The sequence below is a fragment of the Magnetovibrio blakemorei genome (assembly GCF_001746755.1).
GTDB classification, from domain to species: domain Bacteria; phylum Pseudomonadota; class Alphaproteobacteria; order Rhodospirillales; family Magnetovibrionaceae; genus Magnetovibrio; species Magnetovibrio blakemorei.
Map to the genome: position 1 here is coordinate 48,535 of NZ_MCGG01000042.1, position 18,589 is coordinate 67,123.

General features: G+C 55.1%; 18 protein-coding genes. 10 read left to right on the forward strand and 8 right to left on the reverse strand.

What is annotated here, in order from left to right; all coding sequences use genetic code 11:
- Position 1: 1 nt before the first annotated feature.
- The 3 genes from BEN30_RS11915 (at position 2) to BEN30_RS11925 (ending at position 3,164) form a co-directional block, all read left to right on the forward strand.
- A complete protein-coding gene (locus BEN30_RS11915) occupies positions 2–1,312 on the forward strand; it encodes an HlyD family type I secretion periplasmic adaptor subunit (RefSeq protein WP_069958554.1) in 1,311 nt (436 codons plus the stop codon).
- A gap of 165 nt (positions 1,313–1,477) precedes the next feature.
- Complete coding sequence (locus BEN30_RS11920) at positions 1,478–2,281, forward strand: motility protein A (protein WP_069958583.1); 804 nt, start codon at positions 1,478–1,480, stop codon at positions 2,279–2,281.
- A gap of 46 nt (positions 2,282–2,327) precedes the next feature.
- Positions 2,328–3,164: an OmpA/MotB family protein gene (locus BEN30_RS11925; protein ID WP_069958555.1), complete on the forward strand. Its 837-nt coding sequence runs from the start codon at positions 2,328–2,330 to the stop codon at positions 3,162–3,164.
- 90 nt (positions 3,165–3,254) lie between these two features.
- Here BEN30_RS11925 and BEN30_RS11930 read toward each other — a convergent pair whose 3' ends face one another.
- From BEN30_RS11930 to rpoH, 3 genes are all read right to left on the reverse strand, one after another.
- Complete coding sequence (locus BEN30_RS11930) at positions 3,255–4,085, reverse strand: MBL fold metallo-hydrolase (RefSeq protein ID WP_069958556.1); 831 nt, start codon at positions 4,083–4,085, stop codon at positions 3,255–3,257.
- Between the two features lie 119 nt (positions 4,086–4,204).
- Positions 4,205–4,981: an SAM hydrolase/SAM-dependent halogenase family protein gene (locus BEN30_RS11935; protein ID WP_069958557.1), complete on the reverse strand. Its 777-nt coding sequence runs from the start codon at positions 4,979–4,981 to the stop codon at positions 4,205–4,207.
- Between the two features lie 64 nt (positions 4,982–5,045).
- Positions 5,046–5,969, reverse strand: coding sequence for an RNA polymerase sigma factor RpoH (gene rpoH / locus BEN30_RS11940; RefSeq protein ID WP_069958558.1), 924 nt, complete (start codon positions 5,967–5,969; stop codon positions 5,046–5,048).
- Between the two features lie 729 nt (positions 5,970–6,698).
- On the opposite strand from rpoH, the gene ispH reads away from it, so the two are divergent.
- Positions 6,699–7,673, forward strand: a complete 975-nt coding sequence (ispH, locus tag BEN30_RS11945) for a 4-hydroxy-3-methylbut-2-enyl diphosphate reductase (RefSeq protein WP_069958559.1) — start codon at positions 6,699–6,701, stop codon at positions 7,671–7,673.
- Here the strand turns inward: ispH and hpnE are convergent.
- The 4 genes from hpnE to BEN30_RS11965 form a co-directional block, all read right to left on the reverse strand.
- A complete protein-coding gene (gene hpnE, locus BEN30_RS11950) occupies positions 7,670–8,932 on the reverse strand; it encodes a hydroxysqualene dehydroxylase HpnE (RefSeq protein ID WP_069958560.1) in 1,263 nt (420 codons plus the stop codon). The genes ispH and hpnE overlap by 4 nt on opposite strands.
- Positions 8,929–10,599, reverse strand: coding sequence for a presqualene diphosphate synthase HpnD (gene hpnD, locus BEN30_RS17955; RefSeq protein WP_084005462.1), 1,671 nt, complete (start codon positions 10,597–10,599; stop codon positions 8,929–8,931). Before hpnD ends, hpnE begins: the two co-directional genes overlap by 4 nt.
- Before the next feature lie 4 nt (positions 10,600–10,603).
- Complete coding sequence (locus BEN30_RS11960) at positions 10,604–11,233, reverse strand: MlaC/ttg2D family ABC transporter substrate-binding protein (protein WP_069958585.1); 630 nt, start codon at positions 11,231–11,233, stop codon at positions 10,604–10,606.
- Between the two features lie 167 nt (positions 11,234–11,400).
- A complete protein-coding gene (locus BEN30_RS11965) occupies positions 11,401–11,760 on the reverse strand; it encodes an arsenate reductase (protein ID WP_069958561.1) in 360 nt (119 codons plus the stop codon).
- A 93-nt stretch (positions 11,761–11,853) separates the two neighbouring features.
- Here BEN30_RS11965 and yaaA point away from each other — a divergent pair, with 93 nt between their 5' ends.
- Entirely contained in the window at positions 11,854–12,720 is an 867-nt protein-coding gene (gene yaaA / locus BEN30_RS11970; RefSeq protein ID WP_069958562.1) for a peroxide stress protein YaaA, read from the forward strand.
- Positions 12,721–12,732: 12 nt separating this feature from the next.
- Here the strand turns inward: yaaA and BEN30_RS11975 are convergent, their stop codons facing one another.
- Positions 12,733–13,170, reverse strand: coding sequence for a CBS domain-containing protein (locus BEN30_RS11975; RefSeq protein WP_069958563.1), 438 nt, complete (start codon positions 13,168–13,170; stop codon positions 12,733–12,735).
- Positions 13,171–13,360: 190 nt separating this feature from the next.
- Between BEN30_RS11975 and BEN30_RS11980 the strand changes: the two genes are divergently transcribed.
- The 5 genes from BEN30_RS11980 (at position 13,361) to BEN30_RS12000 (ending at position 18,563) form a co-directional block, all read left to right on the forward strand.
- Positions 13,361–13,705 carry a TraR/DksA family transcriptional regulator gene (locus BEN30_RS11980; protein ID WP_069958564.1) on the forward strand — a complete coding sequence of 115 codons (345 nt, stop codon included), beginning with the start codon at positions 13,361–13,363 and terminating at the stop codon, positions 13,703–13,705.
- A 5-nt stretch (positions 13,706–13,710) separates the two neighbouring features.
- Positions 13,711–14,955: an MFS transporter gene (locus BEN30_RS11985; RefSeq protein ID WP_084005466.1), complete on the forward strand. Its 1,245-nt coding sequence runs from the start codon at positions 13,711–13,713 to the stop codon at positions 14,953–14,955.
- Positions 14,956–15,254: 299 nt separating this feature from the next.
- Positions 15,255–16,016, forward strand: a complete 762-nt coding sequence (locus BEN30_RS11990; RefSeq protein ID WP_069958587.1) for a PhoH family protein — start codon at positions 15,255–15,257, stop codon at positions 16,014–16,016.
- Positions 16,017–16,170: 154 nt separating this feature from the next.
- Positions 16,171–17,862, forward strand: coding sequence for a SulP family inorganic anion transporter (locus BEN30_RS11995; RefSeq protein ID WP_069958565.1), 1,692 nt, complete (start codon positions 16,171–16,173; stop codon positions 17,860–17,862).
- Positions 17,863–17,945: 83 nt separating this feature from the next.
- A complete protein-coding gene (locus BEN30_RS12000) occupies positions 17,946–18,563 on the forward strand; it encodes a BON domain-containing protein (protein ID WP_069958566.1) in 618 nt (205 codons plus the stop codon).
- Positions 18,564–18,589: the final 26 nt, after the last annotated feature.

An 18,589-nucleotide genomic window follows, 5' to 3' on the forward strand; every position in this document is an offset into this window, starting at 1 on the left:
TGTGGAGAGCACGGTTAAAACCAATCCACTTGAAAAAATGTTGATGCAGCATCCCGTGCCGACATGGCGCAACGCGGCTTGGCCAGTGATGGCGCTGATTATTTTTAGCATCATTTGGGCCAGTTTCTCCAAGCTTGACGAAGTCGCCGTCGCACCGGGCGAAGTCATTCCTTTGGGCAAATCCAAAGTCATTCAGCATTTGGAAGGTGGCATCGTTCAAAAGCTGTTCATCCGTGAAGGTGAAGTGGTTACGGCCGGACAAACGTTGATGCAGCTGGATCTGGGTTCAGGGGGCACGAACCTTCAAGAACTTCAAGTCCGTCTTGATAGTGAATTGCTGACCCGTGCCCGTCTGGATGCCGAAGCCACAGGCAAAGACACCCCCGAATTTCCGCCTGAGGTGGTTGCGCGCGTCCCCGATCAAGTTGCGGCACAACGCCAAGCCTTTGATGCCCGCAAGCGTCAATTGGCGGCGGGTCTTGCGGTGTTGAACGAATTGGTGAAGCAGCGCAAACTGGAAGTGCAAGAACTGGAAGCGCGTTTGCGGGCGGCGACAAACAATTTGGAAAGTGCCCGCGAACGCTACAAAATTTCTACCGATTTGTTGAAAGACGGACTGACATCCAGGGTCGATCACCTGCAATTGCGCGCCGAAGTCGAAACCTTGCAGGGCGAGATGCAGTCCATCCAAGCCGGCATCCCCCGCGCCCGCGCCGCCGTTTCAGAAGCGGAGCGCCGCAATTTGGAAGACGAAACCCGCTTTCGCCGCGAAGCCCAGGATGAGCTGAACAAAACAGAACAGTCCATCGGGCGCATTGCCGAACTTTTGAAACGCGCCGAAGAGCAAGGCGTTCGCGCAGAAATCAAAAGCCCCATCGACGGTGTGGTCATCAACTTGATGTTCACCGGCGAAGGTAACGTCGTCAAAGCCGGCGAACCGATCATGGAAATTGTACCCACGGGGGAAAACCTGGTGGTCGAAAGCCGCCTCAATCCGACCGATCGTGGTTATGTCGCCGAGGGTCAACATGCGCTGGTGAAGGTTTCCACCTATGATTTCGCCCGCTATGGCGGCCTGGACGGCAAGGTCATTTTGGTCGCAGCGGACACCAGCCTCGACGAAAAAGGCATGCCCTATTTCCGCGTTGTGGTTCAGCCGGACAAATCGTATTTGGGGGACAAAAAGGGCCAATGGCCTATAATGCCCGGTATGGAAACGACCGTGGATATCCGCACGGGGCAAAAAACCGTCATGGATTTCTTGGTCAAACCGGTCTTGAAATTAAAGCACGAAGCCTTCCGAGAACGCTGATATCAGACACCCCTTCCCCTTGTGCCTCAATTTTGGATATGATTGACCACAAGCGAAGGATTCGCAGAACAGAATGTTATCGAATTATCCCGTTTCGATCTACCAGAATTGGTTCGGGGATCCGGCAGAATAGCCTGGATATTAGGGGGATGAGACCCAATGGGCGTGTCACTAACTACATTATTTTCTTTGGTCGGAGCCTTTGGCTTATTCCTAGGCGCAATTCTTTGGGAAACCGACAACCCCATCATCTTTTTCAGCCTTTCAAGTTTCATCATCGTTTTCGGTGGCACGATGGCGTCAGCGTTTGTGTCGTATGAGCCACGCTACGTTTTGCTGTCGTTAAAGCTGATCGGCCGCATCATGTTTACGCCCAAAGTCGGTCGCGACATTTTGAAGGCCGAAGTCGGTCGCATGATCCGCTGGGCCTACATCGTGCAAAAAGGTGGGCCGCCCGCGCTGGAAGTTGAAGCCTCGAAAGCCGTCAAGGGGGACAAGTTCCTCAAATTCGGCGTTGAGATGGTGACCAGCGGTTATTCCGGTGATGAAGTGCGCGACATCATGACCAACCTCACCGAAACGACCTTTGGGCGCAACACGGTGCAGGTCAACATCCTCAAATTCATGGCATCCTCCGCACCGGCCTTTGGCATGGTCGGGACCTTGATCGGTTTGGTGATCATGCTCGACAAAATGGGCGGCGATCCCAGTGCCCTTGGTGGCGGTCTTGCCGTTGCGATGATCACAACCCTCTACGGTGTGCTGCTGGCGCGCATGCTCTTTATTCCCGCATCGAATAAAATTATGCAGCGTGAACAGATCGTGCGGTTTCGTAACTATTTGGTTGCTGAAGGCCTGATCTTGATGGCGGACCGCAAAAGCCCGCGCTACATCCAAGACAAGATGAACAGCTACTTGGACCCGGCCATCCATTTTAACATCGACAAAGCGAAACGCAGTGAATCGTAATTAAACACCCCCTCTGCAACAAAGCCCAAGACGGAGAGCATGAGACGTGGCACCACCACCCCTCACAGAAGAGCCCGATGAAGAAGAATGGCTGCTCACCTATGCTGACGCCATCACCCTTCTGATGGCCTTTTTCATCATGCTGGTGTCATTTTCCAAAATCGACATGGCGCTCTTTGATGAAGTGATGTCCGGCATTCACGAAAAAATCGGTGCGGGTGAGGCCGCAGAAACGACAACTTCAGTCGTCAAAACCAAAATCGAAGACATCGTCTTTCAAGTCGGCATGGAACAAAAAGTCGAAGTGCAAAAAGACGACCGCGGCGTCACCATCGACATGGACAGCGGCAGTTTCTTTAAGCCCGGCACCGCCCTTCTCATCGACGAAGCCGGACCTTTGATCAAATTGTGGGCCGACGTTTTGATTAAGGAAGAATACAAATACTTCCTGATTGACGTTGAAGGCCATACCGACGACGACCCCATCCACACCGAACGCTACCCGTCCAACTGGGAACTGTCCGCTGACCGGGCCGCTGCCGTGGTGCGCACATTACAAGAAGATGGCGTGCACGCCTTCCAACTCAAAGCCACAGGGTTTGGCGATTCACACCCCAAGGTTCCCAACCGTGATGCTGATGGCAATCCCATCAAGCTCAATCAAACCAAAAACCGCCGGGTTGTGATCCGCTTAGAACCGATGAACAATCAGACCAAAGACGCCTTCACCGAAGTGCTGCTGGAAGAACGTTTGGCTCGCGAAGAACGCCAACGTCGCGCCGAAGCCAAAGCTGCCCAGGACGCCGTGCAAGAGCGCCTCAAAGCCGCAGAACAGCAACAAGGCGGTGCTGCGCCCCAGGATCAAGCGCCTGCGCCCCAATAATCAAGGTTTCATATCAAGCGCCACCCAAACAAAAAAGCCGTCCACTTGGGGCGGCTTTTTTATGCGTAGATTGCCTCGGGGACGGAATGCTTAGTCGTCGCCGTAGCTAAGTTCCATGCCTTCGCGGGCTACAAATGCGGCGTCCCATTCAGCCTTGGCTTTTTCACCCAATTTGGTCATGAAATCATCATCATGTTCCGGATCATGGTGGAAGATCGCCAGGGATTTTGCACCGGCTTCGCGGCACAGTTTGACGCCTTCGTTCCAGGTCGAATGTCCCCAACCAATTTTAGAGGGGAATTCTTCTTCGGTGTAGGTGCTGTCATAAATGACCAAATCCGCGCCTTCGATAAGGCCTAAGATATTTTGATCCATCTTGCCCGGCACATGTTCGGTGTCCGTCACATAGCAGATGGAATGACCGGCGTGCTCAATGCGGTATCCGGTCGAGCCGTTGGGATGGTTCAAGGGCGCGGTGCGCACATGGACATCGTGATAGATATCAAAGCCCATGCCGGCCTCAAAGTCTTCAAACCGCATCTTCGCTTGCATGGCCGACAGCGGCACGGGGAACATGGGGTTATCCATTTGTGCCGCGAGAACATTTTGAATGCCCTCACCGCCGCGCAGGTGCCCCGCCATGATGTGCACCGAACGGCGCGGATCATAGGCTGGCACAAAAAAAGGAAAGCCGTTGATGTGATCCCAATGGGTGTGGGTCAACAAAATATGAATTTGGCTGATATCGTCTTTCAAGAACGTCTGACCAAGGCCGCGAATGCCCGTTCCGGCATCCAAAACCAATCGGCGATCACCGACTTTGATTTCGAGGCAGCTGGTATTGCCGCCATATCCGATATGCTTGGCGGACGGGCAAGCTATGCTGCCTCTCACGCCCCAGAATTTGACTTTCAAAGCCATTTGTTTCCCCGTAGCACCAACTTGTTTGTGTCGCCCACTTGCTTCCGATAGGTCTTCACCCGTTAGGCCAGCCAAATGGATAGTAACGCAGTTTCATCGTGAAATGAAAGTGATCGCCGTCACACTTTAATGATTTTTACGTGTGTTCCGACACTTATGCCTAAACTTTTTTGCGCATTTCCCAAATTGGCGGAGATTTCCGCCAATCCGACCGCATTTTCATAAACAAACAGCGCCCCCGATTCAACGTCGGAGAACGTCCGCGCACGCGGTAAAATGCGGCCTTCAACTTCAATCATATCACCGTCTTGCAGCGACTCCCAGCGGATCCCGGTCATCAGGTTGCCAAAGCCGTCTGCGTAAATCACTTGGCTTAAGTCATCAGTATAATCCGGACGGCGGATCTCTTCAGCCTTGAGCGGAACCAAGCCTTCGATCCCTTGATTGCCCGCCAGCGCCAGGCCCGCTGCCACCGGGGCGAACAAGTCTCGTCCATGAAAGGTCGCAGACAACCGGGTGGGCCGCCACACGATTTCATAAGCTTGAGCCTCACCGTCTTGGTCCCAGCGGCGCAGAACGTGTTCAAACAGCCCGTTCAAGGGACCGACGAACCATCTTCCACCCGCATACACCACGCCGGGCTTGCGAGCTTTTGACCCCACACCGGGATCGACAACACAGATAAAGACGCTGCCCAGCGGAAAGTCGTCGGCATGAGCCGCCAGCAGCACCGATCCGGCACGAATGTCGAAAGAAGGTGCGTCGTGGCACAAATCGATGATCAGATGCTCAGCCGCATGAGAGCCCAGTTCTTCAACCAGACGCCCCTTCATTTGCCCCGTATAGGGCAAGCCGAAATCGCAAAACAGTACAATGGGTGCAGCGGGTGTCGTCATGGCGGAATTATCATGGCTTAACCGCGATAATCCAATAAGCAAATTCGCCTACAGAACGAAAACCTTAGCTCAAAAACGGAGCATCCGCGGCGACGGCCTCTTCAGCCGCCTGTTCCCGGTCCGCCATTTCGCCAGTCATGGCCTTTTGCACCTTATCAAAGGCGCGAGCCTCCAACTGGCGCACCCGTTCACGGGAAATGCCGTAGTGCTGGCCCAATTCTTCCAACGTCACGGGATCGTCTTTCAAGCGCCGCTCCATAAAAATGTGGCGTTCGCGAACATCCAGCATATCCAAGACGGAGCGCAACATGTCGTGACGCAAGCCCCGTTCTTCACCATCGGCAAGCGACTCTTCTGGCGATGCGCCTTCGTATTGCAGCTGATCTTGAAACTCGACCGTGCTGCCTTCGTCTTGTCCAACCGGTGCATTGAGACTCAAATCCTTGGTCGCCAAACGCCTGTTCATGGAGATGATTTCATCTGCCTTCACATCCAGTTGTTCGGACAAAAGATTGGCTTGATCGGGGTTCAATTCACCCGAATCTTGAATGCCTAGGCGCTGCTTGTGACGGCGCAGGCTGAAAAACAGTTTTTTCTGCGCCGCAACGGTGCCCATTTTCACCATCGACCAAGTGCGCAAAACGTATTCCGTGATCGCCGCCTTGATCCACCACATGGCGTACGTGGACAAGCGAAAGCCGCGTTCGGGCTCAAATTTCTTAACCGCCTTCATCAGGCCGATGTTGCCTTCCGACACCAAATCCGCCACCGGCAGGCCGTAGCCGCGATACCCCATGGCGATCTTCACCACCAAGCGCAAATGAGACGTCACCAGCGTGTGGGCCGCGTCGACATCACCTTCATCACGCCATTTTTCGGCGAGGAGGCGCTCTTCTTTGGCACCCAAAACAGGATACTTCCACGCTTCTTTGAAATAGCGCGCGAGTCCGCTTTCGGTAACGGCAGTGGGTAAGTTCAATGCGGTCATGGCGAGAAATACTCCCAAATCATCATCAATACATTATGACAAGACGTCTGAAATCAACGGCGGTGATCAAAATGTGCAGTGCGCGGCACACGAACCCCGGTTACACGAACGGGAACGTGAACCCGTTTCCGCTTCATTTCAGTCTGCAATGACAGGAGATACGCCAACAAAAGGGGCGTGGCCGCTAAAGCGACAAGTGCAAAAAGCACGGTAGACGTCAACATAGCTATCCTCCTATCGAAGCAATAGTCTTTAAAAACTCATCCAATCTAGCCCCCATAACATGGCGACAAAGTGGCAATTGGATGGCAATGCGTTCACAGGCAACCAACTTAAACAAGCCCGATGGCTCTTCGTTCAGTCGGCCCCTCCGATTGCCACAAAAGCCCGGATAAGCCCGATCCACTTTGGCCGCTTTGACGAGCCCAGTTAGACAGGGTGTCATTTTGGCCGGATCGACGTCAAGGGCAACCCCATGCCACCCATAACGCAATCAACCCCATACGGGCGTTAATCCCCTAGAATATCCCATAATGGCACACCAGAGTCAATGGTTTTCACCAATGCACAGCCCTATAAAATAAATAAAATCTATATATTACATTGCATTGTGACGTATATTGATATCAATGTAAATTATCGAAAGAACCCTGCTTCCTCTTTCAACTTGTTTCAAAGGGGGCTATGGTCGCCATAACGCCTGTCCCTTCCCCCACTTGGAGACGTCCTTTGAGCGCCGCCCCCGCCCCCCATTCCCCGACACTCCCTCCCTTGCGGGTCATTTTGGCTCAACCGCGTGGATTTTGTGCCGGGGTGGATCGCGCCATCGCCATCGTAAAAAGAGCTCTCGAACTGTATGGGGCTCCGGTCTATGTGCGCCACGAAATCGTCCACAACACCTTCGTTGTAAACGAGCTCAAAAACCTGGGGGCCGTGTTCGTTCAAGAATTGGATGAAATTCCCGACGGTGGCCACACCATTTTCAGCGCCCACGGCGTATCCGACGCGGTCGAGCAAGAGGCCCAACGCCGCGGCCTGCCGTACATCGACGCTGCCTGCCCGCTGGTCACCAAAGTCCACCGCCAGGGCCAAGGCTTTGCCGACAGTGGGGAAGAAGTCATCTTGATTGGTCACCAAGGCCACCCCGAAGTCGAAGGCACCTTGGGCCGTATCCACGGCAAAACCCATCTGGTGGCCACCGTACAAGACGTCGAAAAGCTGGCCATAGCCCCAGGCACACGACTGGCTTACGTGACCCAAACGACACTGAGCGTTGACGACACCCGCGACATCATTGGAGCCCTGACCAAGCGCTTCCCCGACATTGAAGGCCCCAACCTCAAAGACATTTGTTATGCCACACAAAACCGCCAGCAAGCGGTGCGCGAGATGGCTTGCCATCAAACCGACACCGATTTGGTGCTGGTGATCGGCGGCAAAAACAGCTCAAATTCCAATCGCCTGCGCGAGATTGGCGAGGCCTGCGACGTCCCCAGCTATCTGATCAACGATGCCGACGACCTAGACCCCGCGTGGCTTGAGGGGGTCAAAACCATTGGCGTGACGGCGGGCGCATCAGCCCCCGAAGTGCTGGTCCAAGGCGTGCTTGAACGCTTGGCCGAGCTGCGCGACACTCGCGTCGAGCTGCTCACCGGCATCGAAGAAAACATGCATTTTAAGCTGCCTGTTGAACTGCTCGATTAAGCAAGAATGGTCTCTGCGGCCAAGCGCCCGGACTTAACGGCGCTTTCCAGTGTTGCCGGGAGCCCTGTATCCGTCCAATCCCCGGCCAAAACCAAATTGGCGAGTTTGGTGCGTGTGGGCAGACGTTTGAGCTGTGCCTCAGGGCTGGCGCAAAACGTCGCGCGGCGCTCCTTGATGACCCGGTAACGGCTTGGCATCTCGCCCAAATCCAGGGCTTGGGCGACATCGGGCCACAAAGCATGGGCGATGGCATCGGTGTCTTTGTCCATCCATGCCTGGGCGTCACTGACGGTCACGGACACAATGGGACCACGCTGCAAGAGCCACTGCGCCTTGGCCTCCACCAATCCCATCAGGCGCGGCGCGACAATGGCCGCCTCATCCGATGCAACCCGGTAATGCACATTCAAAATCGATTGCGCGCCCATCTCCACGTGGACGTCTTCCAAGACGTCCGCCACCTTATGATGCGGAACGGCCAAAACAACCCCATCATCTTGGCCCAAGACTTCCGCCGCATGGGCAAACTGAATGGCGCTGACACGCCCATCTTGACACTCCAAACCCGAAATTCGACGTCCAAAGTGCACGTCAGCGCCGTGCCTGGCCAACATCGCCAACGCCGGGTCCACCAGCGCCGCCCCCAGTCCTTGTGGGGCAAAAACCGGATTGGCAAAGGCACTGCCCTTCAACACCGTATCGCGCAACACCGCCCACAACAATTGGGCCGAACCGACCTGAGGCTCAACATTGAGCACCGCCAATGTCATGGGCCGCCAAAAGGTGCGGTAAAGCTCCGACGTTGTGTCCAAGCACGCCGCGACCCGACAACCGCGCCCGCGACTCAGCGCCAAAAGATCGCGCCAAAAGCCCCACGGCGTGAACCCCGGAGGTTGGCGACGTTTATCCCACAACCAACTCAGCAACGCCGCGCGCCCATGGCCTTGGCCCAAATCAACACACCAGCTTGTGCGCGTTGAAAGGTCTTGAAACGCAAACTGGGCGCCCGCGCCTCCCTCCAGCGCCGCTTGTCCGCCTATGAGAGCCACATAGTCCAACACGTCGTGATTGCCGCTAAGCACCAGATGCGAGCCGTTGTCGATGATTGCCTCAAGCGCATCATCATAAAAGCTTCGGCACCGTCCACCCGCATGCTTGGCGGTTTCGTGCACGGTGATGGACACCCCTGCCGCACACAAACGTACCGCTGCCGACAACCCGGCCAGCCCCGCGCCAATGATGTGAACACGCCGTGTCATTCAAAAAGCCCATAACGCAAAACCAAGCCGATTTTCTCAAAACGCCCCAACGACACTTTGACATCCGCGCGGGCAAGGCCGCGTCGTTGCAAATGCCGCAACATGCGTTCATAGACGCCCAACATGATCCGGGCCGGGCGTGTTTTCGATCTGTCCAAGTGTAACAGGGCAACGCGGGCTTGGTCGTAGTGGTCTTGTGCTTGGGCGGCCAACGGGTTCAACACGTCTGGCAGCCGTTCATGCGCCAAAACGGCGTCAGGCTGGTCTGGATAAATGCCCTGCGCGCGCAAGACGCTCAGCGGCAGATACAAGCGATTGCGCTCTGCATCCTCATATAAGTCGCGCAGAATGTTGGTGATCTGCAACGCCCGACCCAGGTGATGCGCCAAGCTTTCCGCCGCTGGACCGTTGATGGTAAACACTTTGTTCGACAGCCGCCCAACGGCCGACGCCACCCGGTCCAGATAGACATCGAAGGCCGCCTCATCAGCGATGCGCACGCTGTCATGAGCATCCGATTGCATCCCGTCAATCACGTCCAGAAAATCGGCTTTGTCCAAATGATAGGTCTCGACGACGGCTTTCAGCCCCAAAACGCACTCATCGGGTTCTTGGGCGTTGTAAAGACTTTCAACACCACTGCGCCATTGATCCAAGCGCACCCGCTTGATGGCCACGTCAAGCGGGCCGTCGGCAATGTCGTCCACCTCGCGGCAAAAGGCATAGATGCGAAACATAGCCTCGCGACGTTCTGAGGGCATCAGACGCAATGCCCAATAAAAGGAACTGCCCGTGGCCTTATGCGGCGCCCCCGCAAACACCCCTGCAACAGCCCCAAGCACAAAACGCATCGCCATGTGAGGTTTGCTGAGTTGCACCCGCCCAGCCAGAGGATCTTGGCGACGCAAGGCCGACGATAAACTTTGGGCGATGGACAAGATACCCGCCGCTTCCAATGCCAAGGCTCTGGAATGTATGGAATGCACCATCGGCCGCGCTTGGACCAGCAAGGTATCCACGCCGTCGAGCATCCGGTCAATCACCCGGCGCAACGCAGGCGAACACGTTTCCCCGTGCAGATCCTCATCACGGACCCGCTCGGCCAGCAGCCAGTCTTGGGGCAAATAGACCCGCTCCAAATTCAGAAAGTCTTCTTTGATGTCTTGCACGTGATTGAGCACTTGTAACGCGGCGCACAAAGCATCTGAGGGCTGATAATCCTCCCCATCGATACCGCCCATCAAATCAATCAGATAACGCCCCACCGGAGCCGCCGACAACGCGCAGTACGCCATCAGTGCCGTCCACGTAGGGGTGCGAGGATGGTCCACGTCCCAGGCAAAGGCTGCCAGCAAATCCTCGGCATGGCGCGGCGTCACCCGGGTGGCCTCCAGACTTTGCCAAAGCGCAAAAGCTTGAGAGTAAGGATCAGCGGCACCGGTCTTCAGTTGCAGGGCCATGGCGTCAAGCTGGCTGTGTTTAAGGTCCGGCTTACGATGCGGCGCATCCGCAATCTCGTCCGCCGCACGGGCAAAGGCATAAAACGCCATCACATGCGGGCGCACTTTTGCGGGCAAAAGGAGGGACGCGACTGGAAAGTTTTCGCGGTCCGCGCCTTTAAAACGACGTGATGTGCGGTGAGCTTCGATCAGACCCTCAATCGGCACGCCCTCAATGGGAGAGGCTTTCGACTTTCGTGCGCAAAACGTCCAGAAGACCGCCGACCTTGCCGCCTTGCGTGCGAATGACGGAGGTAAACTCTTTGCGCTGCGATTGGCTCATGGAAATGCCTTCCACATAGACGTCGATGATCTTGTAGATATCGGCATCATTGCGGACCCGCCAATCGACGCGGATCGGCTCGCCGCCCGAAGGACGATGAATTTCGGAATAAACCACCGCATCATTCCCCGGTTCGGGAACAGATTTTACAACCTTGATCTGTTCGCCGGAATATTGATCGAAGCGTTCGACATAGGTGATCACCACGTATTCTTCGAACAAACGAAGGTATTCTTCTTTTTCCGCATCCGTGGCCGTGCGCCAGTACCGTCCCAACACCCATTTGCCAATCAGCGGCACATCAAAATTGCGCTGCAACAATTCGCGAAAACGGTTGACGCGGTCGGTGCGTGAGACGCCATCGGCGGTCAGAGCTTGCACAGCTTCCTGGGCCAAGCCTTCAATGAAAACTTGTGCCGTGGCGTCACCGGCTTGTGCTGTGTTTGCAAAAACAGATGTGCCCCAAAATGTGAAAGCAGAAAAGAGTACCAAAGCCAGTGCGGTGCGACGGGTCTTCATGTAATAGCGTCCCTCAAAAAAATTCTTCTCCAACAGACCACGCCCACAAACCTCAAACGAAGGTTTTCCCATTTGGTCTCAGTAGGTGCGGATCATAAGGTTTTAGGACCCGCTTGGCAATTGCGCGCACAGACGACACCCGTAAAAAAAAGCCCCCTCTAATTGGACTATATTTTGCCGTGCTTTGCCGCGATGGATTGACGCACTTCATCCGTAAAGCCTTGTAAAAACAAGTCTTCCCCTTCAAACACGGGGCGTTTGATCAGTGTGGGATTGGCCACCATCAGTTTCTTGGCGCGCGCACCATCAAGGCCCCGCTTGTCCGCATCGCTCAATTGCCCCCACGTTGCAGAGCGTTTATTGAGTACCGATTCCCATCCCTTGGCGTCAATCCAACGTTGCACCGTGGTAGCCTCAAGGCCATCTGCCCGAAAATCGTGAAAGGTGTGTGCGATGCCCTTATCCGTCAACCATTTCAGGGCTTTGCGAACGGTGTCGCAGGTTTTGATGCCGTACACGGTGATCATCTGAGCGGTTTCCTTACATCTCATTTTGACGGGGACATCCTTCTGGCCTACCGTGCATTTATCTTTGGAACAAGTCTAAATGAGAAATTCATCATGCTTTGTATCATCTCCCCCGCCAAGCGTCTGAACCTCAAAGAATGGGACAGAAACACGCAGGGCTTGAGCACGCCGGATTATCCCGACGACGCCACGAAGCTGGCCAAACTCGCCGGCAAGCTGGCGACGGCTGAGATGGAAAAGCTGATGCACATCAGTGAAAACCAAGCGGCGTTGGTGAAAGACTATTACAAAGTTTTTTCCTTTCCCCACACGCCCGACAACGCCAAGCCGGCGTGCTGGATGTTTGCCGGTGACACCTATGTTGGCCTGGATGCGGAAACGTTAAGCGCGGATGATCTTGAATACGCCCAAGACCATCTGATCATTCTCAACGGTCTTTACGGCAAACTGAGACCTCTGGACTTGATCCGCCCGCACCGTTTGGACATGGGCACGCGCCTCAAAAACCCGAAAGGCAAAAATCTTTACGACTATTGGGAAAGCCGCTTGTCACAAGCAATTTTGGACCAAGCCAAAGCGTGTAAAACCAAAACCGTCGTGTGTTTGGCCAGCGTTGAATATTTCAAGGCCGCCCGCGGGGACGAACTGAGCGCGGCGGGCCTGCGCGTCATCACGCCGAATTTTAAAGAAATCCGCGACAACGGCGAAATCAAAACCATGAGCCTGTTCGTCAAGCGGGCACGCGGGCGTATGGCGCGCTGGATTGTGCAAAACAAAATCACCGATGCTGAGCAGATAAAAACGTTCAACCTGGACGGCTACACGTTCCAGCCGGGAGCGTCGGACGAACACGAATGGGTGTTCGCCCGCCCGCAACCCAACAAAAAGACGCATCCCAAAGCACCGCCAGCCGAAACTCCGTCAGCAAAGCTGCGCAGACATCGCGTTGACGCCTTATAAAGTTATTTGCCCCTATTGATAGCCCGTTCCGGTGATGTATTCACGCAGCTGCCCGGTGTCGATCTGACATTCCGCCAAGCTGTGCTTGATCACATCGCCGATGCTCACGACCCCGACCACAAGTCCCTCGTCTTTGACCAAAACATGGCGGGTGCGTCGTGCCGTCATGATATCGCGCACCGTTTCTATGGTCTCTTCGGGGCCAACGCTGACAACGTTTTGCGTCATCACGTCTTTGGCGATCATGCCTTCAATGTTTCCACCATCGGCAATGGCTTGCACAATATCGCGCTCTGAAATCGTCCCGACGTGGTTATTTGCACTGTCATCAACAAGGGCGAAGCCAATGCGTTCCGCCTTAAACACTTGGGCGACCATACGCACGCTATCGGTTTGTTTTACCTTGATAAGCTCAGGACCTTTTTCATCCAAGATGGTCTTAACAATCATTTGTCGTCCCTCCGTTTTAATCTCCAAAAGGAAACTTCCCAAACATCGTAATTTTATATTTGGTGCCGAACGGTCCTATTCCAAGAATATTTTGGGACCACAGCTCTCCGGAAATAGAAAGACTTCATGAGAATTCTTGCTAATATGGTGATCTAAACGGGTTTATTTTAAACAACCGAAGTCAAAATAAATGCACAACACCGACCCCCAATCCATACGCAAACGCCTGGAAGCAGAACGCCAAGAGCTTTTGCACGACGCCAAAACCACCGCCGAAGAACGTGGCGTGGTGGTCTTGGACCAGACCGCTGTCGGCCGTCTCTCGCGCATGGATGCCCTGCAAAACCAAGCCATGCAGGTGGAAACAGAACGCCGTCGGGAGATTGAGCTGAAACGCATAGAAGCGGCATTGAAACGCCTGGATTCAAATGACTACGGCTTTTGCGTCTCGTGTGGCGAAGCCATTCAGGCGAAGCGCTTAGACATGGACCCCGCCACCCCAGTGTGCATCGACTGCGCCCACAAAGCCGAATAACCCCTATGAACGCCTTCGCATTTTTGGTGCAAAATCTGCGTTTTTTAGGCTTCGGGTTGGCCTGCACATTGGCCAGCAATTTTGGCCAAACCTTTTTCATTTCGTTGTTCGGCGCCTACATTCGCGACGACTTCGGGCTCAGTCACGGTGAATTTGGCAGCCTCTATGGTGGGGCCACCTTCATCAGCGCGGGGATTATCTTATGGGCCGGGCGCCAAATCGACCGGGTAGATTTGCGCGCCTTCGCTGCTGTTGTGCTGGTCGGCCTGGCCCTGTCTTGCGCTTTGATGGCGGTGGCCTACAGCCCCTGGATTGTCGCAATTTCTTTTGTCGGTCTGCGGCTGTTTGGGCAAGGGCTGTTGCGCCACACCGCCGTCATCAGCATGGCGCGGTACTTCGACACCGCCCGCGGACGCGCCATGAGCGTCGTGGGTTTGGGCTTTCCCTTTGCCGAGGCGACGTTTCCTTGGCTTTTGGTGTTAATCCTCTCACCCCTCACGTGGCGCGAAGCGTGGGGCGGGTTTGCGCTTTATATCATCGCTTTACATCTGCCGTTGGCACTGTGGCTGCTCAAAGGCCACGGTGTGCGTCACGCCAAGCTGGAAGAACGCCTCAAGGCCGAAGACCAAGCGGACACGTCCTTGAGCCAGCGCCAATTGGTCGGCGATTGGCGCTTTCAAATGATCGTGCCCGCCGCCTTGATGGGACCGTTCATCATGACCGGATTGTTTTTTCACCAAGTCGCCATCGCCACCTCTAAAGGCTGGGACCTGAGCTTGCTGGCAGCCAGCTTCCCGGCCTTTGCCGGGGCGTCGGTGCTGTCCAGCCTGTTGACCGGGTCGCTGGTGGACAAACACGGGCCTGGCCAGGTGTTGCCGCTGTTTGTGTTGCCGCTCACGTTATCGCTCTTGGTCGTGGCACTGCTGGACCAGCCGTGGTCGGCCCCGTTGTATCTTGGCCTGGGCGGTTTGACCGTTGGGGCCAGTTCGATGTTAATCAGCGCCGCATGGGCAGAAACCTATGGCGTGCGCCATCTGGGAGCCATTCGATCGCTCACCTCATCGCTGGCGGTGATTTCCACCGCCTTAGCCCCCATGCTGGTGGGATGGCTTTTGGATGCGGGTTTGCAAATCTCGTCCATTGCCTTAGGGGCGGCGTGTTTAACGTTCACAACGGGGCTTCTGGCGATGGCACCAGCTCGGGCCTTGCGAGAAAAAAAACAAAACCCTGCGCATAAACAAAATCTTTAACACATCATTTGGTAAAATGATTGCATCGGTCGATTCGCGAGGAGAGACAACCACGATGCTAAACACAAACGAATTTGGATTAGGGTTAGGGTTTCGCCACGAAACCAGTCCCCCTCCACTTGCAGCCTCTGCATTTGGGTCTCCGGGTTCCGGCGCGTTGGCATCACTCGCGGATCACATTATTTCCCGAGCCTTCCTTGTTTCACGAACCATCCACTTCCTCCTTTGCACAAATTTCCAACGCCTCCGTTTCGGGGGCGTTTGTTGTTTGGGCTCAACACCAACTTTTGGAGTGCATCATGGGTAAAAGATATCGCCGTCAATCTTCCGCCGAAACAGCCGACGTTCACGCCTTGTATCCAGACGAGCGCAGTAGCAACGGACACTGGCATCCCTTGAAAGATGGCCCAGACGCCCTGGATGCGCAACGCGAACAGCGCTACGTCAAAAACGTCAGCCCCCGCAGCGAGGGGCAAAAAACCTTGATGCAAGCCATCGACACTCACAATCTGGTCATGGCGCTTGGACCGGCAGGCACGGGCAAAACATATTTGGCCATTGCAAAAGCAGTTGAGGCTTTTGAAAAAGGCCAAGTCGGACGCATCGTATTGACCCGCCCGGCCGTCGAAGCGGGCGAAAGCCTTGGTTACCTGCCCGGCGACATGGAAGAAAAAATCGCCCCCTATCTGCGCCCCTTGTTTGACAGCCTGGGCGACCGTATGGGTGGCAAGAACATCAAAACCATGATGAAAAACGGCGAAATTGAAATTGCCCCGGTGGGGTTCATGCGCGGACGCACCCTAAACAACGCCTTTGTGGTCATTGATGAAGCGCAAAACTGCACCTACACGCAAATCAAGATGTTGCTGACGCGCATGGGCTGGCATTCGACCATGGTGGTGACGGGCGATCCTGACCAATCGGATTTGTTGCCCGGCATCTCGGGCCTCGCCGACATTTCAAAGCGCCTTGAGGCGTTGGACACCGTCGGCGTGGTGCGCCTGAAAGACGAAGACGTGGTGCGTCACCCGCTGGTGGCGGAAATGCTGGGGGTTATTTAACCTCATTCCCACGCGAGCATTGACACGTAGACATTGACACGGGGGCAGCGAAAGGCCCTATAATCAAAGACCTTTTTTGGGGCGCAATCCATGTGGTTGCGCCCCAATTGGGTATACACCGCACAACCCCGTCCTGATGAAATGAGCCCGCATCATGCCAACGTGGCATCTGTTTATTCCTAAGCTTTTCACCGTATTACGGGAAGGCTATGGAGCTTCCGATTTAAAAAGCGATGCCATCAGCGGCTTGACCGTTGCCATCGTAGCTTTGCCGTTGGCTATGGCCTTGGCGATTGCATCTGGCGTGCCCCCGGAGCGCGGCTTGTACACCGCCATCATCGGCGGTTTTATCATTTCGTTTTTCGGCGGCAGCCGTTTTCAAATTGGCGGACCGACCGGTGCGTTTGTGGTCGTGGTGTTCAATGTGGTTCATGAGTTCGGCTACGAGGGACTGGTGATTGCCTCATTGATGGCCGGGGTGTTTTTGCTGATTGCGGGCTTCGCCCAGTTGGGCACCTACATCAAATACATCCCTTACCCCGTCGTGACGGGATTTACGGCGGGCATTGCGGTGATCATTTTTTCCAGCCAGGTCAAAGACTTGTTGGGTTTGCAAATCGCGTCTCCCCCACCTGATTTTGTCGATAAGTGGGTGGGTTACGGCGAGCACCTGTCCAGCTTTTCCGCCGTCACGGTGCTGATCTCTGCTGCGGCGTTGGCGACGATTGTGATTTTGCGCAAGACCGCCCCCCAGGCCCCCGGCTTTTTGATCGCCATCGTCGGCGCTTCCATCGCCGTTTGGGGGTTCGGTCTGGACTCAGACACCATCGGCCAGCGTTTTGGGGAAATTCCCCACATGCTGCCCGCGCCGCAATTGCCGGACTTCAGCGCCTTCACCTTTGATCGCTTGGTCATGTTGCTGCCCAGCGCCTTCACCATTGCGTTCTTGGCGGGTGTTGAATCCCTGTTATCGGCCGTGGTGGCGGACGGTATGACCGGACGCCGACACCGGTCCAACTGCGAATTGGTGGCCCAGGGACTGGCCAATATCGGCTCTGTCATTTTAGGCGGCATCCCGGCAACAGGTGCCATCGCGCGCACCGCAACCAACATCCGTGCCGGTGCACGCTCGCCTCTTTCGGGGATTTTTCATGCGGCCTTTTTGTTGTTGTTCATGATGATTTTGGCCCCCTTGATGCCCTTCGTGCCGCTGGCGGCACTGGCTGCGGTGTTGACGATCGTGGCCTGGAACATGAGCGAATTTCAGCACTTTCGCCACCTCATGCGCGCCCCCGCCGGAGACCGCTTGGTGCTGTTGACGACGTTTTTGCTCACCGTTTTGGTGGATTTGACGGCGGCGATTGAGGCCGGGGTCGTGCTTGCGGCCATCTTGTTCATGCACAGGATGGCCCAAGCGGTGGAAATTGAAACTCACCACAAACTGATCGACGAAGACGTGGACGACCTGACCGATCCCATCTCCGCCCCCTACAGCGTTGACGCCGCCCTGCCTGAGGACGTCACCGTGTTCACCATCAACGGCCCGTTTTTCTTTGGTGCCGCCGCCCGGTTAAGCGAAGTCCTTGAACACATCGGCCAAGCGCCCAAGGTCTTTATCTTGCGCATGCGCTATGTGCCTTTCATGGACGCCACCGGCGTCACCGCGCTGCTCAAGGTCTTTGAGCAGTCCCACAGCCAAGGCACGCAGATCATACTGTGCCGGGTACAGCCGCAACCGCGCAAGATTCTCAATGACATGTGTGCCCAAAAGTCCTGCCCGCCCATTGAGTTCGCCGTCAACTTTGAAGACGCCCAGCAACGCGCCATTACCCTTATGGCTGAATAAAGATATGTATTTTTGTGGACTTTCACCGCAGCACGCCCAAGATACGTAGATGAGAACAATATTTTTTAATTAGGATCGAAACCATGCGTTTTACAGCCGGAACACTTCCTTTTTCTGCCGCTTTGATAAGCCTATTTGTTGCTGTACACCCAGCTCAAGCCATTGATTTCAATCCCTTGTCTTACGTCAAAGGTGCGGTCGAAGCCGTGGTTGAGGACCGTAGTGCGGGCGACATTGCCAAAGATGCGGAAATCAAAGCCAAAATCTATGCCACCATCACCGACGGCCTGGGCACCGACATGATTGCGTTTAACGCCGACGTCTACGAACAAGACGTCATGATCACCGGCATCGTCGAAGACGACAAATTGCGTGCTGAGGCCGGACGCCTCGTGGGTGGTGTTGCAGACGTCAAAACCCTTTACAATGACGTTTTGATCATCCCCAAGGCCGAACAAAAAGGCCTGGTTGAAGGCTTCGTTGACGACACCGTTATCGAAACCAAAATCAACGCGCAACTGCTGGATGCCAAAGTCGTCAACGTCACCAATTTCCGTTGGCGGTCCATTGGCGGTCACGTGTTTTTGTTTGGCCGCGCCTTCACCAAAGACGAACTGAACAAAGCCATATCGGTGGTCAAAGGCATTGAAAAGGTTACCCAAGTCACAAGCCGCGTCAAAATCAAAGCCAAGGCCAAGTAGTGTATCGTTAGCCACCTCAGGAGATC